The sequence below is a fragment of the Kribbella sp. NPDC048928 genome (genome assembly GCF_043197975.1).
Lineage (GTDB): Bacteria > Actinomycetota > Actinomycetes > Propionibacteriales > Kribbellaceae > Kribbella.
In genome coordinates, this window is sequence record NZ_JBICUC010000002.1 from 189,528 (window position 1) to 208,450 (window position 18,923).

Annotated in this window: 19 protein-coding genes; 8 read left to right on the plus strand and 11 right to left on the minus strand. The window is 68.2% G+C overall.

The window, feature by feature from the left end; genetic code table 11:
* Positions 1–132: 132 nt before the first annotated feature.
* Both ACGFI6_RS07650 and ACGFI6_RS07655 read right to left on the minus strand, forming a co-directional pair.
* Positions 133–2,955: a DUF222 domain-containing protein gene (locus tag ACGFI6_RS07650; RefSeq protein ID WP_393116046.1), complete on the minus strand. Its 2,823-nt coding sequence runs from the start codon at positions 2,953–2,955 to the stop codon at positions 133–135.
* A gap of 56 nt (positions 2,956–3,011) precedes the next feature.
* On the minus strand, positions 3,012–4,067 hold the full coding sequence (locus ACGFI6_RS07655) for an ArsR/SmtB family transcription factor (RefSeq protein ID WP_393116048.1): 1,056 nt from the start codon (positions 4,065–4,067) through the stop codon (positions 3,012–3,014).
* Between the two features lie 98 nt (positions 4,068–4,165).
* On the opposite strand from ACGFI6_RS07655, the gene ACGFI6_RS07660 reads away from it, so the two are divergent.
* On the plus strand, positions 4,166–5,107 hold the full coding sequence (locus ACGFI6_RS07660; protein WP_393116050.1) for a superoxide dismutase: 942 nt from the start codon (positions 4,166–4,168) through the stop codon (positions 5,105–5,107).
* 23 nt (positions 5,108–5,130) lie between these two features.
* Here ACGFI6_RS07660 and ACGFI6_RS07665 read toward each other — a convergent pair whose 3' ends face one another.
* Both ACGFI6_RS07665 and asnB read right to left on the minus strand, forming a co-directional pair.
* Positions 5,131–5,547, minus strand: a complete 417-nt coding sequence (locus ACGFI6_RS07665) for a MarR family winged helix-turn-helix transcriptional regulator (protein WP_393116052.1) — start codon at positions 5,545–5,547, stop codon at positions 5,131–5,133.
* Between the two features lie 53 nt (positions 5,548–5,600).
* Complete coding sequence (asnB, locus tag ACGFI6_RS07670) at positions 5,601–7,442, minus strand: asparagine synthase (glutamine-hydrolyzing) (RefSeq protein ID WP_393116054.1); 1,842 nt, start codon at positions 7,440–7,442, stop codon at positions 5,601–5,603.
* A gap of 161 nt (positions 7,443–7,603) precedes the next feature.
* Here asnB and ACGFI6_RS07675 point away from each other — a divergent pair, with 161 nt between their 5' ends.
* The gene (locus ACGFI6_RS07675) at positions 7,604–8,605 is read left to right on the plus strand and encodes a hypothetical protein (protein WP_393116056.1); all 1,002 of its coding nucleotides are present in this window, start codon (positions 7,604–7,606) and stop codon (positions 8,603–8,605) included.
* A 74-nt stretch (positions 8,606–8,679) separates the two neighbouring features.
* Here the strand turns inward: ACGFI6_RS07675 and ACGFI6_RS07680 are convergent, their stop codons facing one another.
* On the minus strand, positions 8,680–9,132 hold the full coding sequence (locus tag ACGFI6_RS07680) for a hypothetical protein (RefSeq protein WP_393116058.1): 453 nt from the start codon (positions 9,130–9,132) through the stop codon (positions 8,680–8,682).
* Positions 9,133–9,179: 47 nt separating this feature from the next.
* Between ACGFI6_RS07680 and ACGFI6_RS07685 the strand changes: the two genes are divergently transcribed.
* Positions 9,180–9,677 (plus strand): hypothetical protein, encoded by a 498-nt coding sequence (locus tag ACGFI6_RS07685; RefSeq protein WP_393116060.1) that lies wholly within the window; start codon positions 9,180–9,182, stop codon positions 9,675–9,677.
* Positions 9,678–9,907: 230 nt separating this feature from the next.
* Positions 9,908–10,066 carry a hypothetical protein gene (locus ACGFI6_RS07690; protein WP_393116062.1) on the plus strand — a complete coding sequence of 53 codons (159 nt, stop codon included), beginning with the start codon at positions 9,908–9,910 and terminating at the stop codon, positions 10,064–10,066.
* A 67-nt stretch (positions 10,067–10,133) separates the two neighbouring features.
* On the opposite strand, the gene acs is transcribed toward ACGFI6_RS07690, so the two are convergent.
* Positions 10,134–12,068: an acetate--CoA ligase gene (gene acs / locus ACGFI6_RS07695; protein WP_393118076.1), complete on the minus strand. Its 1,935-nt coding sequence runs from the start codon at positions 12,066–12,068 to the stop codon at positions 10,134–10,136.
* Positions 12,069–12,318: 250 nt separating this feature from the next.
* Here acs and ACGFI6_RS07700 point away from each other — a divergent pair, with 250 nt between their 5' ends.
* Entirely contained in the window at positions 12,319–12,453 is a 135-nt protein-coding gene (locus ACGFI6_RS07700) for a hypothetical protein (RefSeq protein ID WP_393116064.1), read from the plus strand.
* Positions 12,454–12,534: 81 nt separating this feature from the next.
* On the opposite strand, the gene ACGFI6_RS07705 is transcribed toward ACGFI6_RS07700, so the two are convergent.
* Positions 12,535–12,972 (minus strand): MarR family winged helix-turn-helix transcriptional regulator, encoded by a 438-nt coding sequence (locus ACGFI6_RS07705; RefSeq protein ID WP_393116065.1) that lies wholly within the window; start codon positions 12,970–12,972, stop codon positions 12,535–12,537.
* 211 nt (positions 12,973–13,183) lie between these two features.
* Between ACGFI6_RS07705 and ACGFI6_RS07710 the strand changes: the two genes are divergently transcribed.
* Positions 13,184–13,858: a sugar isomerase domain-containing protein gene (locus ACGFI6_RS07710; protein WP_393116067.1), complete on the plus strand. Its 675-nt coding sequence runs from the start codon at positions 13,184–13,186 to the stop codon at positions 13,856–13,858.
* Positions 13,859–13,866: 8 nt separating this feature from the next.
* Here the strand turns inward: ACGFI6_RS07710 and ACGFI6_RS07715 are convergent, their stop codons facing one another.
* Positions 13,867–14,625 (minus strand): GntR family transcriptional regulator, encoded by a 759-nt coding sequence (locus ACGFI6_RS07715; RefSeq protein ID WP_393116069.1) that lies wholly within the window; start codon positions 14,623–14,625, stop codon positions 13,867–13,869.
* A 199-nt stretch (positions 14,626–14,824) separates the two neighbouring features.
* On the opposite strand from ACGFI6_RS07715, the gene ACGFI6_RS07720 reads away from it, so the two are divergent.
* Entirely contained in the window at positions 14,825–15,781 is a 957-nt protein-coding gene (locus tag ACGFI6_RS07720; RefSeq protein WP_393116071.1) for a glutathione S-transferase family protein, read from the plus strand.
* Here ACGFI6_RS07720 and ACGFI6_RS07725 read toward each other — a convergent pair.
* Entirely contained in the window at positions 15,778–16,359 is a 582-nt protein-coding gene (locus ACGFI6_RS07725; protein ID WP_393116073.1) for a TetR/AcrR family transcriptional regulator, read from the minus strand. The genes ACGFI6_RS07720 and ACGFI6_RS07725 overlap by 4 nt on opposite strands.
* A gap of 51 nt (positions 16,360–16,410) precedes the next feature.
* Between ACGFI6_RS07725 and ACGFI6_RS07730 the strand changes: the two genes are divergently transcribed.
* The gene (locus tag ACGFI6_RS07730) at positions 16,411–17,082 is read left to right on the plus strand and encodes a haloacid dehalogenase type II (protein WP_393116075.1); all 672 of its coding nucleotides are present in this window, start codon (positions 16,411–16,413) and stop codon (positions 17,080–17,082) included.
* Here the strand turns inward: ACGFI6_RS07730 and ACGFI6_RS07735 are convergent.
* Together ACGFI6_RS07735 and ACGFI6_RS07740 are read right to left on the minus strand one after the other, a co-directional pair.
* Complete coding sequence (locus ACGFI6_RS07735; RefSeq protein ID WP_393116077.1) at positions 17,064–18,353, minus strand: SLC13 family permease; 1,290 nt, start codon at positions 18,351–18,353, stop codon at positions 17,064–17,066. The two genes, ACGFI6_RS07730 and ACGFI6_RS07735, sit on opposite strands and share 19 nt — an antisense overlap.
* 16 nt (positions 18,354–18,369) lie before the next feature.
* Positions 18,370–18,816 carry a CBS domain-containing protein gene (locus tag ACGFI6_RS07740; protein WP_393116079.1) on the minus strand — a complete coding sequence of 149 codons (447 nt, stop codon included), beginning with the start codon at positions 18,814–18,816 and terminating at the stop codon, positions 18,370–18,372.
* Positions 18,817–18,923: the final 107 nt, after the last annotated feature.

Here is an 18,923-nt window from a genome sequence, read left to right on the forward strand (position 1 = left end):
CTAGGCGACGCGACCGGCCGAGCCTTGGTCGGAGGTAGCAGCCGGACGCCGGGGTGCAGGAGGCACCTAGGCGACGCGACCGGCCGAGCCTTGGTCGGAGGTAGCAGCCGGACGCCGGGGTGCAGGAGGCACCTAGGCGACGCGACCGGCCGAGCCTTGGTCTGGATGATCATGTGGATCTACTGCAGGGCTTCGAGCTGAACGGAGTGCATTCGATGGCGGTTCAGCTGTTGGGCCGACGGCGTCGCTCGGATGATCGCGGGCAACAGCGCGTACCGTGCGCGGGCCGGGCGGTTTGGTTGCCTCGCCCCAGACTTCTGCGGCGATTGCTGCTTGCAACTCCGCCTCGGTGAATTCCTCTCGTTGGTTCTCCTCGCGCAGCCGCCTCATCACCTTTCGTCCCAGCGCAGTGTCCAACAGCCAGCGTCGATCAACCACCGGCCACAGATCGTCCACACGTCCTAGACGCCCAGCCCAGAACTCCGTAGCCTCCGCGCCCTCGACGAGACCCTCCGGCGACACCTGCGCCGACGTAGCTTGCCGTGATGGCGCCTCCGGTTGCTGAGTAGCACCCGCCGACACCTCACGCGAGCCCGCATCGCCCCGCCAGAGCGCAACCGATCGGCGCCCACCCGAAGACGATCCATCCGAAGGCGGTCCATCCGATCGGCGCCCATCCGAAGGCGGTCCATCCGAAGGCGGTCCATCCGAAGGCGGCTCATCTGATCGGCGCCCGTCCGGAGGCGGCTCGTCCGGGGGCAGCCCACCTAGTCGGCGCTCGCCCGGAGGAGAGTCCAACAGGTCAGCGTCCGCCAGACGTCCCACCGTCGAACGTGGGTCGTGTACGCCGGGTTCGTACGGGTGTGACACCTGCACGCGTGAGTCCTGCACGCCTGAGTCGTCTACGCGTGAGTCCCGCACGCGTGAGTCCCGCACGCCTGAGTCGTCTACGCGTGAGTCCCGCACGCCTGAGTCCCGCACGCCTGAGTCGTGTGCGCGTGAATCGTGTGCGCGTGAATCGTGTGCGCGTGAATCATCCTCGTAGGAGTCGTGAGGTGGGTGGGGTCTGCTGGCAGGTGATGCTGGTGTTTGTGGCAGATCGGCGTGGGGTGGTGGGTCGGCCCAGTGCGGGCGGGTGACGTGGACTGTGCCGTTGGTGATGGTGATGGTCCAGTGGCCGTTGTGGAGGTCTGCGTGGTGTCTGCGGCAGAGCAGGGCGAGGTTGTTGAGTTTGGTCTCGCCTCCGTCGACCCAGGAGATCAGGTGATGGGCATCGCACATCACGGGCGGGGCTCCGCAGACGACGCAGCCTCGGTCGCGGGTGTTCAGGGCACGGCGCATCGCCCGGGTGACCAGGCGTTCTCGGCGGCCCACATCGAGGGGTTCGGAGTTCGAGCCGAGCACGATGGGGATGACGTTGGCGTCGCACGCCAGGCGTCTGATCGTCGCGGCTGACAGCCCGTTGCCGTAGACGGTGTCACCAATCGCGTCCGCGGTCGCGGCCTTGAGGTCTTCCAGGTCAATCGTCACCGTCAGGTTCGCCTTCGCCCCGAACCCAGGCACCACATCACCAGCAACACCACACCCCTGCCCCTTCCCCAAACCACCCACGCCGACACCACCCAACCCACCCAGACCCGCCGCAACACCACCCGACCAGACCCGGCCCGACGCGAACGGCAGCGGCGCGGTGGGGCCAGGCGCAGCCAGGTTCGACGCGATGTGGCTCGACGCGGTCGGGTCCGACGCGCCTGGGTCCGGCGCGGCCGGGCTCAGTGCAGTCGGGTTCGGTGCAGTCGGGTTCGGTGCAGTCGGGTTCGGTGCAGTCGGGTTCGGCGGGGTCGGGTTGGAGGTGGTCGGGTTGGAGGTGGTCGGGTTGGAGGTGGTCGGGTTGGAGGTGGTCGGGTTGGAGGTGGTCGGGTTGGGGGTGGTCGGGTTGGGGGTAGTGGGGCGGGGGATGGTGGGGCTGGGGGTGCCGGCGTCCAGGGCGGTGGCGGCGAGGGTGAGGGTGGTTGACAACGCGTCGGCTTGGCGCTTTTCGCGGGGGCGCGGGTCTAGGTCGCCGTCGAGGGTTTTGTGGGGGCGGGCTCCAGCGGTGATCAGGGTGCGGAGGAGTTCGGCGTTGTCGTTGGCGAGATAGCCCTTGAACTTCACGCCGTGGTCAGCGTTGGTCAGGGTGAGGGACTCGCGGGCGGCGGCCTTCTCCTCGGCCGGTTCGGGGCCGTCGGTGTCAAGGATGTTGCAGGCCTCTTGCGCGGACTTGCGCAGGTCGGACGGCGCAAGGTGGCGGGCCAGGCGGAGCAATTCGCGTTCGGCGACCTCGAGGTCCTCGACCGGGACCGTGGACGGGAGCTTCTCCAGCGGGAAGACGATCGCCTCGGCCTGCGCGGGACGGAACCGCAGGCCCGGCACACCACCACCGCCCGAGCCACCGGCCGAGCCGCTGCCGTCCGATCCACCGTCCGATCCGCTGCCGTCGGGCCGGTCCGCGGAGTCGCTGGAACCGGACGCGGAGTCAGCACCATCGACGCCCGCACTGGCCTCAGCGGCGGGCTCGGCACCGTCGCCGCTGGCGGTCGGGTCGCCGCCCTCGTCGGTGGGGTCGGCGCTGGCGCCCTCGGCGGTGGGGTCGGCGCTGGTGGGGCGGTTCGGGAGGGCGGCTGAGATGAGGGGGTATTTGGGGAGGGCGCGGGCCAGCAGGACGTCGCGGCGGGCTCGGTGGTGGTCCAGGCGGTAGCGGTACTCGATGAACTGGATCGTGTCGCGGGCACCGACGCGTTCGGCATAGCCGCGTTGGTCCAGGTCGGCGATCAGGCGCAGGCGGCGGGTCTCGTGCTGGGCGAGGGCGAGGTCTTCCTGGTCGATGGCGCGCACGAGCTCCTCGTCGCTCATCATCTCAGGCGCCCGCTCGTCCAGAAGTTCCATACCCCGAACTCTAGACACCCCCAACGACACTTTTCAAAGCCAGAACCCCTTATTTACAAGGGATCCAGTTATCCACAGATCCAAAATCACCTGTCGAGACCCACCCGTTTTGCTGTAGGCAACCACTCTTCGGTTCCGGTCAGGAGGGAGTGGGCGGTGGGGGTCAGGGTGTGGAGGGCGGTGCCTTGGGTTCGGTGGGTGGTGATGAGGCCGGCGGCTCGGAGGATGCGGGTGTGGTCGGAGGTGGAGGGCAGGGAGATTCCGAGGCGGCGGGACAGTTGGGTTGTGGTCGCGGGGTGGACCAACGATCGGAGTACGGCGGCGCGTGTGCGGCCGAGGAGGTCTGCGAGGGCGTCTGCGGTGGTGGGGTCCAGTACGTCCGGGAGGTCGGCGCACGGGTAGATGAGAACGGGACGGCGGCCGGGCGCGTCCATCGTCAGGCAGTTCGTGACCAGCGGCGACGGGTACAGCTCCAGCCCCCGGCCGCCCAGTTGAACGTCCACGGCTCGAACGTCCGCGTCTTGAACGTCCACGTCCCACCTGTCGTCCGGTCCGTACGTCGTCAGTACCGGGCTCGACCACTCGACGTCGGGATGCAACGACGACAGCAGTGCATCGATCCCGCCGTGCAGGACTGCGCGCGACCGGATCCCCAGGTCGGCGCCGTACCGTCGCTGCAGCTCCCCTGACGTCGGCATGAGTACCTGCTGATGGAACTCCCGGACCGCGATCCCGAGCGCCCGGCGCGACCCGGCGCGTCCGGCCAGCAGCCCGCGCATGTACTGGTCGATCTCCGGCGGCAACCACGGTGCGAGCTCGTCGCGGATGACGTCGGCAGGCGTGTTCATCAGCGCCTCGACCGCCGGGCCCAGACCGGCCGCGGAGGCCGCGGGCGTGAGCACCACGGGCGCCTGGGGCGTGAGGAAGTCCGGGAACAACCCTCCGGGCGAGATCAGCTTGAACAGCGGGCGCATCGACTCCCGCACGCGGGGCGCTGCAGTACGACGCCATCGCCGTACTGCAGGCGTGATCGGCCGCACGCTCAGCGCCCGCGCGGCGAGTGTCGCCTCCCACAGCGGATGCGGCTCGACCGGGAACGTGACCCGGCCGAGGTCCGCCGCGGTGAAGTGGACCCGGATCATCCCCCGATTGTGGCCGCCGCGAGCCCTTCCGCACAGACCTCTTCGGCCCTGACCGAATCCGGTCGCGGCATCGGCGCTCACCCTCTGACCCTGGCCGGATGAAACGTCTGGCACTGCTCAGCATCCTCATCCTCTGCGCAACCACCACGACCGCAACCGCCACGACAGCAACCATCATGACCGCCAACGCGAGCGAGGTCCGCCGCCCGACCGAGTATGTCGTCTCCACCACGCCCGGTGACACCCTCGAAGGCATCGCCGTGACGCGCGGCGGCATGATGTATGTGACCAGCGTCGGCACCGGCGCGGTATACCGCGGCAGCACGCACTCGTCCCGGCTCGGCCTGTTCCTCCCAGCCGGCAGCGACGGGCGTACGTCGGCAACCGGCGTCCACGTGGATCGTTGGGGCCGCGTACTGATCGCCGGAGCGAGTACGTCCAAGCTCTTCCTGTACGACGCACGCGGCCGACTGCTCGACGTACAGCAGGCCACGGAAGGCTCGTTCCTGAACGATTTCACGATCGCCGGCGACGCGGTGTACGTGACCGACTCGACGCACAACCAGATCTGGCGCGCGCCGCTCAGCCGGTACGGTCTCGGCAAGCTCGAGCCGTGGATCACCCGCGACCAGATCCAGCCGACGCCGTACTACCTGAACGGTATCGTCACCGACGGCAAAGTTCTGCTGGTCGGCGAGCAGGGTCAGAACGTCACGTACCGGATCGACCTGCAGACCAAGCAGGTCAGCGTTCTGGACGTCCCGAACGGCGTCCTGTCCGGCGACGGCTACCTGCTCGAAGGGCGCCGGTTGTACGCGGTCTACAACGCCGGTGGCGGGAAGTACGTGACCAGGCTGGCGATCCTGAACCGCGATCTCACCGCAGCGACCCTGCTTGCGGACTCGAGCCCGGGCGCGGCCGGTGCGACACCGACGACCATCGCCCGCGACCGCGATCGGCTGCTGTGGGTCAACAGTCAGCTCGACGTAGCACCCGGCACGCCGCCGTACACGGTCACGGTCGTACCGGGCTTGCACTAGGGCGTGGGATCAGGAGACACGCCCTAAAGGTCGTCGGTGACTCGGGTGAGGACTGCGCCGGCCTGCAGGACGAGGGCGCGATCGGCCTCGTCGAGTCGGTCGAGGAGCTTCGCGAGCTCGTCGGCGGCCGAGCGGCCGGAGGCCTCGACGGTCGCGACGCCGGCCTCGGTCAGCACGACCGCGGTCGCCCGGCCGTCGACCGGGTCGGGCTCGCGCCGGACGAGTCCCGCCTCCTCCAGCGCCGCGACCGTGGTGGTCGCGGTCGGCTGGGAGCACGGGACCCGGGCGGCGATCTCACCGATCCGGATCGGCTGCTCGTCGGCGATCAGCATCAACGCCAGGAACTGGGTCGGGTGCAGCTGCGCGGTGGTCCGGTTCCGGCGCAGATGCCGGACGATGCGGTGCATGCTGACCAGCAGCTGCAATGCTTCCTGCGCCATCGTGATCACCTCCGTCGGGGAGCGCCATCCTGGCACAGTCCTCCAAACTTGTCTTATCGCTGCAGCTTGATGTCCGGCTGGTAGAGGTCCATCCAGGTTGCCAGGGACAGCGTCTGTTCCAGCTGGCGGCGTGCGGTGGCGTCGGCCGAGTCGGCCAGCTGGCGTACGCCGTCGCGGTCGGCCAGCTCGAACACCTGGTGGTTCTGCGCGAGCAGCTCGTGGACCTGGCCGGCCAGGGTCTGGACGTACGCCGGATCCTGCGTCTGCGGGTACGGCGACTTGCGCCGATCCACCACCGAGCGCGGCAGCACGTCCTGGGTCGCCGCGCGCAGCAGACTCTTCTCATACCCGTCGAACGTCTTCAGCGACCACGGGGTGTTGTATACGTATTCAACGAGCCGGTGGTCGCAGAACGGGACGCGCACCTCCAGCCCGACCGCCATGCTCATCCGGTCCTTGCGGTCCAGCAGGATCCGCACCATCCGGGTCAGGTGCAGGTAGCAGACCTTCCGCATCGCCCACTCGTCGTCGGACTCGCCTTCGAGGCGCTCGACCTCACTGACGGCTTCGCTGTACCGGTCGCGCAGGTGACCGGCGAGATCGAGCTGCTCGCGCACCTCCTGCCGCAACACCTGAACGCGATCACGCGGCCGGCGGGTGAGCATGTACCCGATCCACGGGAAGATCGGCATCGTCCGGACCGCCGGGTCGTGGAACCACAGATATCCGCCGAACACCTCATCGGCCGACTCGCCCGACAGCGCGACGGTCGACTGCTCCCGGATCGCGGAGAACAACAGATAGAGCGACCCGAAGATGTCGCCGCTGAGCGGCGCATCGTTCGCGCGGACCACCTTCCGGCGGATCTCCGGATCGGTCAGCGCCGTGTTGTCCAGGACGATGTCCGAGTGCTGCGACTGGACGAGATCCGCGACGTCGTGCACGTACGGGGTGTCCGGCGTACCGCGAAGCTCGTCCGGCTGGAAGTTCTCCTCCTGCCCGACGAAGTCGACCGCGAAGCTGCGCACCTTGCGCCCCTCCTCGGCGAGCTGGCCGGCCGCGAGCGCGGTCAGCGCACTGGAGTCGAGGCCACCGGACAGCAGCACACACTTCGGTACGTCGGCGACGAGCTGGCGGCGCGTGATGTCGTCGAGCAACTCGCGGACATGGGCGACCGAGGTCTCCTGGTCGTCGGTGTGCTGCCTGGTCTCGAGCCGCCAGTAGACGGTGCTGCGAATGCCGGAGCGGTCGACCGTGACGACGGTGCCGGGCTCGACCTCGTGCATCCCGGCCCAGAGCGAGGCTCCTGGCGTCTTCGACACGGTCAGCAGCTCGCGCAGTCCGTCGACCTCGACCACGGCCGGTACGGCGGGATTCTCGAGAATCGCCTTCGGCTCGGAGCCGAACAGCACACCGTCCGCGGTCGGGTAGTAGAAGAACGGCTTGATGCCCATCCGGTCGCGGACCATCACCAGGGTCTCGATCCGCGGGTCCCAGATCGCGAGTGCGTACATCCCGTTCAGCCGTTCGGCGAACGCGGTGCCCCATTCGGCGTACGCCTGCAATACGACCTCGGTGTCCGAGTCGGTCGTGAAGGTGTGCCCGCGGCGGCGGAGCTCGTCGCGCAGCTCGGTGTAGTTGTAGACCTCACCGCTGTAGACCATCCCGAGCGCGACCGTGCGGCCGTCGTGCGGGACGTCGACGCTCATCGGCTGCTCGCCGCCGGGGAGGTCGATGACCGCGAGCCGGCGATGGCCGAGCGCGACGTGGCGTGCGTACCAGGTGCCTCTCGCATCCGGTCCGCGGCACGACATCGTCTCGGTCATCGCATCGACGACCGCCCGCTCCGCCTCGAGGTCCTGCCGGTACGCCACCCATCCGGTGATGCCACACATCCGGTCCGCTCCTCTCCCGAGATACATTCCATTCCAATGTATTTCTCGCAGTGAGTAACACAACGGTTTGTTTCCGTGAGCAACGTCTCATCGGATAACTACTGGCGCCATCGCTGCATCGAAGTCAAAGACGTAGCCGTTCATCACTCCTGGGAGCCTCGATGCAGACAGCGATCAAACGCACGGCAGTACTGATGTTCACCTCGGCGCTGGCCGTATCCGTTCTCTCCGGGATCACCCCGGCCACAGCTGCCACGACGTCGACCTGTGTGGCCACCGAGCTTCGGTTGCCGGCAGGTACACCGACCGAGGTCTTCGCCAGTCTTGGCGCCTCCGACCCGACAGCCCGGTACCAGGTCGGATTCATCCAGAACTCACCGCGGAACATCCCGCTGTTCTGGACCGACGGTGAACCGCAGGTACTTGAGCAGTCGTCGGCCGCGGAGACGTCGCTGATCGATGTGAACAGTCACGGCACCGTCCTCGGTACGACCGGACCGTACGGCGACTCGCAGGCGTGGCTGTACTCGAACGGCACCTTCCGGAATCTCCCGCAACCGAAGGACGTGAGCAGCATCATCGTCCGGGCGATGAACGAGCGGGGCGACGTGGTCGGCTACGGGTACGACAACGCCGCTCGTAGATCGGTCGTGATCGTCTGGCCCGGTCACGGCAGTACGCCGATCCGCCTGCGCGCCGGCGATTCCGCGATCGCATCGGACATCAACGACAACGGTGTTGTCATCGGTGAACTCTCGACCGAGGCGGGCACTCGCGGGATCGTGTGGACGCGTTGGGACCGCAACGGCAAGGTGGTGGGCGATGCGGGTGTCGCGCTGACACACATCACCGGTGACTGGACCGTAGGCGTCCGCTCCAACAGCGACGGCAGCGTCACCGGCGTCCGTTGGCACCTCGGCGACCCGGCGCCCACGTCGTTCCCGCACATTCTCGACTCGGTGAACGGTTCGGGCGACGTCGCCTACACCACCGACGAGGGGACGGCTGCGGTCGAGCGGCCGGACGGCACGTCGTACCTGATCGACGCGGTCGGGTACAACACCGCGTACCACCTGTTCGAGCGAGGTTCGAAGTACGACGCCGCCGGGGACCGTGACTACGGCTGGTCGCGCGCGGTGCTGTGGTCGGGATGCTCGAGCTAGCCCCGAACCGATCACGCCGCTGGTGTCCGGAGTCGAACCTCCGACTCAGGACACCAGTGTCCGCTGACGCGACGCTAGAGGTGCTCGGCGAGTACGCCTAGCGCGAAGGCTGTTCCGGCCAGTCCGAGCATCGTGGTCGCCAGCAGGATGAGCCGGCGTTGCAGGACGGGAAGCTCGGCTGCGGTGGCGAAGACGCGCTGCGGCCAGTGGCGCCAGGAGACGTACCAGAAGATGCCGGTCGCGATCAGGAGCAGCAGGCCCTTGACGGCGTGGAGCTGCCAGTGGTCGTGATTCAGCAGCAGCAGGATCACGCCGCTGAGGGCGATCACACCGATCAGACCGACGACCTTCCACCGGTTGCCGGAGGCAATCACAGTGGTCAGCGCCTCACGGCTGTCCTGGTCGGCCGCGAAGTACTTCTTCAGCTTCGGCTGCACCACGAACAGCGAGTACGCCATCCCACCCACCCAAGCGGCCGCCAGCCCAGCATGCACGATCGCCAGAACCGCTGTCGTCGCGATGGTCACGCCCCGACAGTAGAACCTCCGAGGTCCACCCCTTGTAACCTCACGCCATGAAGGACGTTCGGGTGTTTCATCGGAGTGGGCAGTGGTGTGCCGGGCGGCAGGTGGGAGATGTTGTTGCGTACGACGTGCAGATCCTGCCGCAGTACCAGGTTGCTGGGCGGCCTACCGTGGATCGGTCTTATCTGCTGCTTGGTGAACGGGTGCAGCTGACCAAGCCGGCCGTGTTCGAGGGGGCTGTGGAGGGGTGGTGGTACGTCGATCTGGTGGAGATCGACGAGACCGCCGACGGACTGGTGGTGCATGACATGTACGTCGACCTGCTCTTTCCACCTGCGCTGAACCGGTACCAGGTCCTGGACCTGGAGGAGTTGGCCGAAGCCCTCACCGCCGGAAAGATCACGACCGCCCAATGCGCCGATGCCCTCACCGCCACACAGCACTTCGTACACCGCTACCTCCGCGGCCCCGAAGAAGGCCCGAACGGCCCGTCTGCACCGTTCCCACCACCCGAAGTAGTTGCCCTGGAGAACCTTCCGGCATTCTGACCAACGCACTCAATTCGAGCCGCCCCGAAATCACCGCGAGCAGCCGCAGCGCTGACCGTGGTGGCGGTGACCGGCGGCGGAGCGGCTCAAGCAGACCAGAAGCCAGCGGTACGTTTCGCCGAACAAGCGAATGGGACGGCGGCAAGACAGTCTTTCCGGTACCGGGCGAGTCGTCCGTCCGTAGCCTGTCAGCGACTCGCGGATCGCTGTACCGGTGCCCCTACCAGTACATGTGCGTCTATACCGGTGCTCGCTTCGCCGGCACGATGCACATGTTCCGGCACAACGCGCATTTGCCGATCTACTACACCCCCGGCGCACCGTCGTACGACACTCTGATCGACGATGTCATGACGCGCTCGATCTACTACGTCAAGCCCTGCAACTGAGCGCGGCGCAAAACAACCCCCGGCCTGCTGAACTGCAGGCCGAGGGTTGTTTCGCTGTCGAGACGGATCAGTCCTCGTCGGATTTGCCGGATTCGAGGTTGGACTTGATCAGGTCCATCACGGTGGAGTCGGCGAGGGTGGTGACGTCGCCGACCTCGCGGTTCTCGGCGACGTCGCGGAGCAGGCGGCGCATGATCTTGCCGGAGCGGGTCTTCGGGAGCTCCGAGACGACCATGATCTGGCGCGGCTTCGCGATCGGGCCGATCTCCTTGGCGACGTGGTTGCGCAGCTCCTGCACAACGTCCGGACCGCCGTCGCCGGCCTCCGAGCGCAGGATCACGAACGCGGCGATCGCCTGACCGGTGGTCGGGTCGGACGCGCCGACGACCGCCGCCTCGGCGACCTTCGGGTGCGAGACCAGCGCGGACTCGATCTCGGTCGTCGACAGCCGGTGCCCGGACACGTTCATCACGTCGTCGACGCGGCCGAGCAGCCACAGGTCGCCGTCCTCGTCCTTCTTCGCGCCGTCACCCGCGAAGTACACACCCGGCCAGCGCGACCAGTACGTGTCGACGAACCGCTGGTCGTCGCCCCACAGGGTCCGCAGCATCGCCGGCCACGGCTTCGTGATGACCAGGTAGCCGCCCGATCCGTCCGGCACCGACTTGCCCGCGTCGTCCACGACGTCGACCGACACACCCGGGATCGCCTTCATCGCGGCGCCCGGCTTGCCCGCCGTCACGCCCGGCAGCGGCGAGATCATGTGCATCCCGGTCTCGGTCTGCCACCAGGTGTCGACGACCGGCGCCTTGTTGCCGCCGATGTGCTCGCGGTACCAGACGTACGCCTCCGGGTTGATCGGCTCGCCGACCGACCCGATCACCCGCAGCGTCGACAGGTCGAACTTCGCCGGGACGTCCGAGCCCCACTTCATGAAGGTCCGGATCGCGGTCGGGGCGCAGTACAGGATCGAGACCTTGTACTTCTGGACGATCTCCCACCAGCGGCCCTGGTGCGGGGTGTCCGGAGTGCCTTCGTACAGCACGGAGGTGGTCGCGTTCGCCAGCGCGCCGTACACGATGTAGCTGTGCCCGGTGACCCACCCGATGTCGGCGGCCGTCCAGTAGACGTCGGTGTCCGGCTTGAGGTCGAACACACCCCATTGTGTGTACGCCGTACCGACCAGGTAGCCGCCGGTCGTGTGCAGGATGCCCTTCGGCTTGCCGGTACTGCCCGAGGTGTACATCACGTACAGCGGATGCTCGGCGTCGAACGCCTCCGGCGTGTGCTCGGCCGACTGCTTGCCGACGAAGTCCTCCCACCAGAGGTCGCGGCCGTCGGCCATCGCGGTCTCCTGGCCGGTGCGCTTCACCACGAGCACGTTGCGTACGTCCGGGCAGTCCTCGAGCGCGGCGTCCACGGCCGGCTTCAGCGCCGCCGGTGCGCCGCGGCGGTAGCCACCGTCCGAGGTGATCACGACGCGCGCGTCGCAGTCCAGGATGCGGTCCTTCAGCGCCTCGGACGAGAAGCCGCCGAAGATCACCGTGTGCGGGGCCCCGATCCGGGCGCAGGCGAGCATCGCGACCACGGTCTCGGGAATCATCGGCATGTAGATCGCGACGATGTCGCCGGCCTTCACGTTCAGCTCGAGCAGCGCGTTCGCGGCCTTGGAGACCTCGTCCTTGAGCTGCGCGTAGGTGATCTCGCGGGTGTCACCGGGCTCACCCTCGAAGTAGTACGCGACCTTGTCACCGAGACCGTTCTCGACGTGCCGGTCGACACAGTTGTACGCGGCGTTCAGCTTGCCGTCGGCGTACCACTTCGCGAACGGCGGGTTGCTCCAGTCCAGCGTCTCGGTCGGCTCCTGCGCCCAGGTCAGGCGCTTGGCCTGCTCCGCCCAGAACCCGTCGAAGTCGGCCGCGGCCTGCTCGTACGCGTCGGCCTTCAGGTTCGCGTTCGCGGCCAGATCGGCGGGCGGCTCGAACCGGCGCTCCTCGTGCATCAGGTTCGACAGTGCCTCAGACGGGGCTCCGGACTGCGATGACTCTGCATTCGTCACGTCGACGACTCCTCCTCGCTGGCTTCGGCGCGCCCGGCGCGCCCGGTTACCTTTCTACCAACGCGCAGCGCCGCACGGAACCGCGGTATCGCCCAGCCGCCCCATTTCCGCGCCGAACAACCCCCGGCACGAGGATTTCTGGCCGGTACGGAACCAAACGGGCCGGCCGTGCATCGGAGTTGATGTGAACCCGATGCAGCCGCAGTCGCCGATCGTCGCCGAGGAACAGCGCAAGATCTCCCGGGCCGCACGGCGTCGCGTTCACGCCCGCGAGCACCGCGTCCGCCGCACCCAGGCAGCGCTCCGCGCCCAACTCCCGGCAGCCTGACTTCCTCCGGCTGCCCCGCTCAGGTTCCAACGGCCTGACCCGGCGTCCCGCCCGCCTCGCGGCGGGCTGAGCAGACCTCTACTACTGGTGGTACGCCAGGAGTTTGCCGAGGATCGTGGTCAGGCGGGTCCGGTCGGTCGCGGACAGCGGCGCGAAGATCTCTTCCTGCGCCTTGCCGACCAGGTTCGTCAGCCGTCGCTGGTGCCGCTTGCCGGCTGTGGTGATCGTGATGATGTTGCGGCGGCCGTCGGCCGGGTCCGGGCTGCGCTCGACGTACCCCTCGGCCTCGAGCTCGTTGAGCGCGGCAACCACATCGCTGCGGTCGATCGAGCTGCGCCGCCCGAGCTCCGCCTGACTGGCCGGGCCGAACTCCACCAGCGTCGCGAGCAGGCGGAAGTGGTACGCCCGCGCACCACCGGTCGCGAACGACTCGGTGACGATCCGGTGCGCCTGGGCCGCACTCTGCGTCAGCAACCAGCTCGGCATTTGGGTCAGGGCACTCGGCGTCTGCTCATCCACCCGCCGCAGTCTAGGTCGTCAACGGTTCGTCGCCGGAATCGGAGCGTTGGCAGCACCTACGATTCCTGGGCATTCAGGAGCTCGAAGGTGACTCGGAGCACCACTCCGGGTCGTCTCCGGGCGGGAGGTTGCGGTGAGCAAATGAGTTCCCGGCGTAGTGGTCTAGACGGGGGGCTCGCGGCGGTCGGCGTACGGACGATAGGTTCGGGGCATGGCTGGGGCTGAGGAGTACCTGGGGAAGGCGTTGGCGATCGCGCAGCAGGCGGCCGAGACGCAGCTGGGCGCGATCCGGGTGGCGGCCGAGCTGGTCGCGAACGCGGTGGCCGACGGGCGGACGTTCTGGGTGTTCGGTACGGGGCACAGTCATGCGCTGGCCGAGGAGCTGTACGGACGCGCCGGCGGGCTCGCCGACGTACGGGCGATCCTCGAACCCGGCCTGATGCTCCACGAGGGCCTGCAGAAGAGCTCCCTCCTCGAACGCCTCCCCGGCCTCGCGGACGTACTGCTGGAGATCAACCCGCTCGAGTCCGGCGACGTCCTACTGATCGCCTCCAACTCCGGGCGCAACGCCGTACCGGTCGAGTTCGCACTGGGCGCCCGTGCCCGCGGCGTTCAGGTGATCGCCCTGACGTCTCTGGCGCACTCGAACGCGACCACTTCCCGCGCCCCCGGCGGCCAACGCCTCTTCGAAACCGCCGACGTCGTCCTGGACAACTGTGGCGTCCCCGGCGACGCCCTCATCACAGTCCCCGGTACGCCCGAACCCACCGGCCCGACCTCCACCATGATCGGCGCCCTACTCCTCCAGGCCCTGACGGTTGAGGTAGTAACCCGCCTCACGGACCGAGGCCAACCCCCCAACGTCCTCCGCAGCCTGAACGTCTAGGGCGTGTCTCAGGTGGCTCGGTAGGCGACGGTTATGTCGTAGCGGTCTGAGCGGTAGGTGGAGATGCCGAACTCGATGACCTGGTCGGTGGCGGTGCGGGGGGCCGAGGTGATGATCAGGCAGGGGGTGGTGCTGTCGATCTCGAGGAGCTTCGCGTCGGCCGGCTCGGGTGGGGCGGCGACGATGGAGGCGGAGACCATGCCGAGCGTCACGCCGTACCGGGTGGAGAGCTCGGTGTAGAGGGACTTCTCGGCGAAGTCGATCTCGTCCAGGCGCGGGTAGCGCTGCAGGGAGAGCGTGGTGCGCTCGATCGCCATCGGGTCGCCGTCGGCGGTACGCAGCCGGACCAGGTGCAGGACCGGCGTACCGATCGGCTCCTCGAGCTCGCGGGCGAGGTGCTCGTCGGCGGCACCGACGCGGTGCTCGATGACCTTGGCGCCAGGCTGGATGCCACGGTTCACCATGTCCTGGGTGAACGACGAGGCGAGCATCCGGGACGGGCGCGGCTCGGCGACGAAGGTGCCGCCGCCGGGGCGCCGGTTGGCCAGGCCCTCGGCCACGATGCGGTCGACCTCCTGCCGGACGGTCATCCGGGCCACGCCGAAGCGTTCGGCGAGGACGCGCTCGGACGGCAGCACGGTACCGACGGCCAGCGAGCGGGTGAGGTTCTCCAGAATCTCGCGGATCTGGTCACCCTTCGGGCGATCGGTGCGGAGCTCGGTGGGGAGCTCGGCGAGATCGCCGGGGTTGTTCCGTGGGCGGGCCATGAGGTCAAGTATCCCTGGGACTCTGCCCGGCAAACCGGTTGCCGGGGAACGCGGGCCGCGGCGTGTCGTACCGCGCAGGTGGCCGCGACGATGCTGTCCCGAACCACCTTGTCAGCTCGACTGTAACGTCCGGCGGGACCTAACGGCCAGTGACCGTCCACACCCTCAGGCAATTGCCAGCGGGGGTAGTTTTAACGCTATGACCCCGGCACAGTTCGTACAGGAGACGTCGTCGACCGGTGAGTGGAAGCGGCAGGGCAACAGATTCACCGGCCGGATCAGCCGGGAGTCGACGTCCGCGCCCGGCGAGGGTCCGGACGACCAGGGTCGCTGGCCGGTCGAGCCCGGCAGGTACCGGCTCGTGGTCAGCCTCGCGTGCCCGTGGGCGCACCGCTCGGTCATCGTCCGCCGGCTACTCGGCCTGGAGGACGCGATCGGCCTCGCGATCGTCGACCCGGTCCGCGACGAACGCGGCTGGCGGTTCACTCTCGACCCGGACGACCGCGACCCGGTGCTGGGCATCGCGTTCCTCTCCGAGGCCTACCTGCGCACCGACCCGTCGTACGACGGCCGCGTGACGGTGCCCGCGATCGTCGACACCTTGTCCGCTGACGTCGTCACGAACGACTACCCGCAGATCACGCTCGATCTCTCCACGGAGTGGACCGACTTCCACCGTACGGACGCGCCGCGGCTGATCCCGGACGACAGTGCCCTCAAGGCCGAGATGGATCAGCTGATCGAGGAGATCTACCAGGACGTCAACAACGGCGTCTACCGGTGCGGCTTCGCGACCAGCCAGGAGGCGTACGAGGCGGCGTACGACACCCTGTTCGCGCGGCTCGACGTGCTCGAGGACAGGCTGAAGGACCGTACGTATCTGCTCGGCGACAGCCTCCGCGAGGTGGACGTCAGGCTGTTCACCACGCTCGTCCGCTTCGACGCGGTGTACCACGGCCACTTCAAGTGCAACCGGCAGAAGCTGACCGAGTTCGCGAACCTCTGGGCGTACGCGCGCCGCCTGTACCAACTGCCCGGCTTCGGCGAGACCGTCGACTTCGACCAGATCAAGCGGCACTACTACGTGACGCACGAGAACATCAACCCGACCGGCATCGTCCCCAAGGGCCCCGACCCGCGCGTCTGGACCAGCTAGGCCACAAGCCCGGCCATCGCTGCGGTCACCGCGGCCTTGAGCTGCGCCCTGGTTGCCCCGGACCGCGAGCGCAGGTTGATCGCGTACGCCAGCAACGTCAGCAACTCCGCCGCATCCTCGACCTCGACCCCGGACCGCAACTCCCCGTTGCCCTGAGCAACCTTCAGGGCGGCGGCCAGCGAATTCCGGAGTACGGCGTGATGCTCGGACAGCACTGCCCGCACGGACTCCGGCGGGGTCTCGGCGTTCGCGTTTGACATCATGCATCCCCAGCCGGCGTACTCACCGGACAGCCGCATCCGCAGCAGTCTGTCGAAGAACGTCCGGACGGCCGCAAGCCCCCGGCCGTCCGCGGCGAGCTGGTCGAACATCGGCCGGGACCGGTGCTCCAGGTACCGCCGGGCGGCCGCCGCGTACAGCTCGTCCTTGCCGCCGAACGCGTTGTACAGGCTCGACCGGCTCAGCCCGGTGGCCGCGACCACGTCCTGGATCCCGGTCGCCGCACTCCCGCGGCGCCAGAACAGCTGCTCGACGGCGGCCAGCGCCTCCGCCTCGTCGAAATGTTTGACATCCGCCATGCTCAGCATCATATCTTGGAACGACCGATCCAAGATAGCGAGGGAGCCGTGATGATCGACGTACTGGTGCTCGACGTCAACGAGACGCTGACCGACATGGAGCCGCTCCGGGACGGGTTCGAGGCGGTCGGCCTGCCCCGGCACAGCCTCGAGGCCTGGTTCGCGGCGACGCTGCGGGACGGGCTGGCACTGACCGCCGCCGGTGCCTATGCCAACTTCGGCGAACTGGCCGCCGAGCTCCTCGAGGCGCAGCTCGCCGCGGCCGGCATCGAGCCCACCGCGGAAACGGTCCAGAAAGTACTTTCCGGATTCACCCGGCTGCCGCTGCACCCCGACGTCGCGCCGGGGCTGCAGAGGATCCGCGACGCCGGCCTCCGGATCGTCTCGCTGACCAACGGCCGGGCGGAAATGTCCGAGAACGTGTTCCGCGACGGCGGCATCCTCGGGCTGCTCGAGCACCGGCTCGACGTGGCGACGCCGCAGCGCTGGAAGCCGCACGTCGACGCCTACCGGTACGTGGCCGAGGTCTGCGCGGTGCCCGTGGACCGGATGATGCTCGCCGCGGTGCACCCGTGGGACATCGACGGGGCCCGTCGCGCCGGCCTGCAGACCGCCTACATCGACCGGCGGAACACCCCGTACCCGGAGTCGTTCCTCGCCGCGGATCTCGTCGCCCCAGACTTCGAAGGTCTTGCGGAAGCCCTTCAGGCGAAGGCGAAGTAGCGCAGCCAGAGGTACGGAACCGCGACCAGGATCGTGATCGCGGTCATCACGAGGCCCTTGCGGGTAAAGGTCCAGAAGCTGATCGGATGCCCCGCGCGGAGCGCCAGCCCGATCACCACGACGTTCGCGCTGGCGCCGATCGCGGTGGCGTTGCCGCCGAAGTCGGCGCCGATCGCGAGCGCCCACCAGAGCGCGTGCGCCTGCGCCGGATCGGCGATGCCGTGGGTGAGGTCGAGGACCACCGGGCTCATCGTGGCGACGTACGGAATGTTGTCGATGACACCGGACAGCAGCGCGGACACGATCAGCACGAGCATCGTCGCCAACAGCGTACGGCCGCCGGTCAGTGACCCGACCCAGCCGGCCAACTGCTCGATGACACCGGTCTTCACCAGCGCACCGACCATCACGAACAGCCCCGCGAAGAACAGCAGCGTCTGCCACTCGACCGCGGCCATGTAGTCGCGGGTCGGAACCTTCGAGATCAGGACCAGGACGCCGGCACCGAGCAGTGCCACCACGGACGGCGCGACGTGGAACGCCGCGTGGCCGACGAAACCGGTGAACACCAGGAGAAGCACCACCCCGCACTTGAGCAGTAGGCCGCGGTCCTGGATCGCCTCCTTCTCGTTCAGCCGCAGTACGTCGTCGACCCGATCGGGGTCGACCGCGAAGGAACCCTTGAACAGCCGCGGCAGTACGAGCGTGAACACCAGCAACTCGATCGCAACCAGCGGAGTCAGGTGGATCATGAAGTCGTTGAAGGTGAGGCCGGAGCGGCTCGCGATGATGATGTTCGGCGGGTCACCGATCAGGGTCGCGGTGCCGCCGATGTTCGACGCCATCACCTCGGCGATCAGGAACGGGATCGGGTCGATGCCGAGCCGGTCGCAGACCAGCAGCGTGACCGGTGCGATCAGCAGCACCGTGGTCACGTTGTCCAGGAACGCCGAGGCGACCGCGGTGATCAGCGTCAGCAGGATCATCACCCGCAGCGGCGATCCCTTGGCCCGTTTGGCCGCCCAGATCGCGACGTACTCGAAGACGCCGGTCCGCCGGAGCACGCCGACGATGACCATCATCCCGAACAGCAGGAACACGACGTCCCAGTCGATTCCTGTGTCCGGCGAGTAGAAGGCGTGCTCGGAGTCTGTCACGCCGAGTGCCAGCAGAATGCCCGCGCCGCCGAGGGTCGCGAGCAGTTTGTGGGTCCACTCGGTCGCGATCAGTACGTACGCGACGACGAAGACCGCTACCGCGACGACCGTCATGCGGCCGCCTCCGCGGTCAGTGCGTGGTGACCGCCAGCTCCAGCAGGCGGGACGCCGTGATCGCGCCGATGATCTTCTGGTCGCGGACCACAGCCACCAACGGGCACCGCAGCCGAGCCATGATCGCGGCGATCTCGAGCAGCGTGTCGTCGTACGCGACGACCGGGATCTCCCGCGGTTCGTCCGGCAGCAGCTTGCGGACCGACAGGCCGTCCAGCTTGTCCGCCACCCGGTCGGCCAGCGGCTCGTCGATCACCCGGGCCAGCGACGGATCGTCCTGGACGTAGCTCGGGACCAGGAACCGCACCACCTGCGACGCGGGCAGCACCGCGTACGGCGAGCCGTCCGGCCGCGTCACGATCAGACCCGGCAGGCGTCGCGTAGCCAGCAGCCGGACCGCTTCCAGCGCGTCGTCGTCCAGGCTCACGACCGGGAACTCCTCGGCCATCTGCTCTCCGTGCACGCTGCGAGCGTACGCCGGGTCCGACGGGAGCGGTGAGGTCTCTCACAGCACTCTGACGCGGCACGGCACCTCCCGGGGATCGACAAACCGGCTCGAACCCCAGCGGG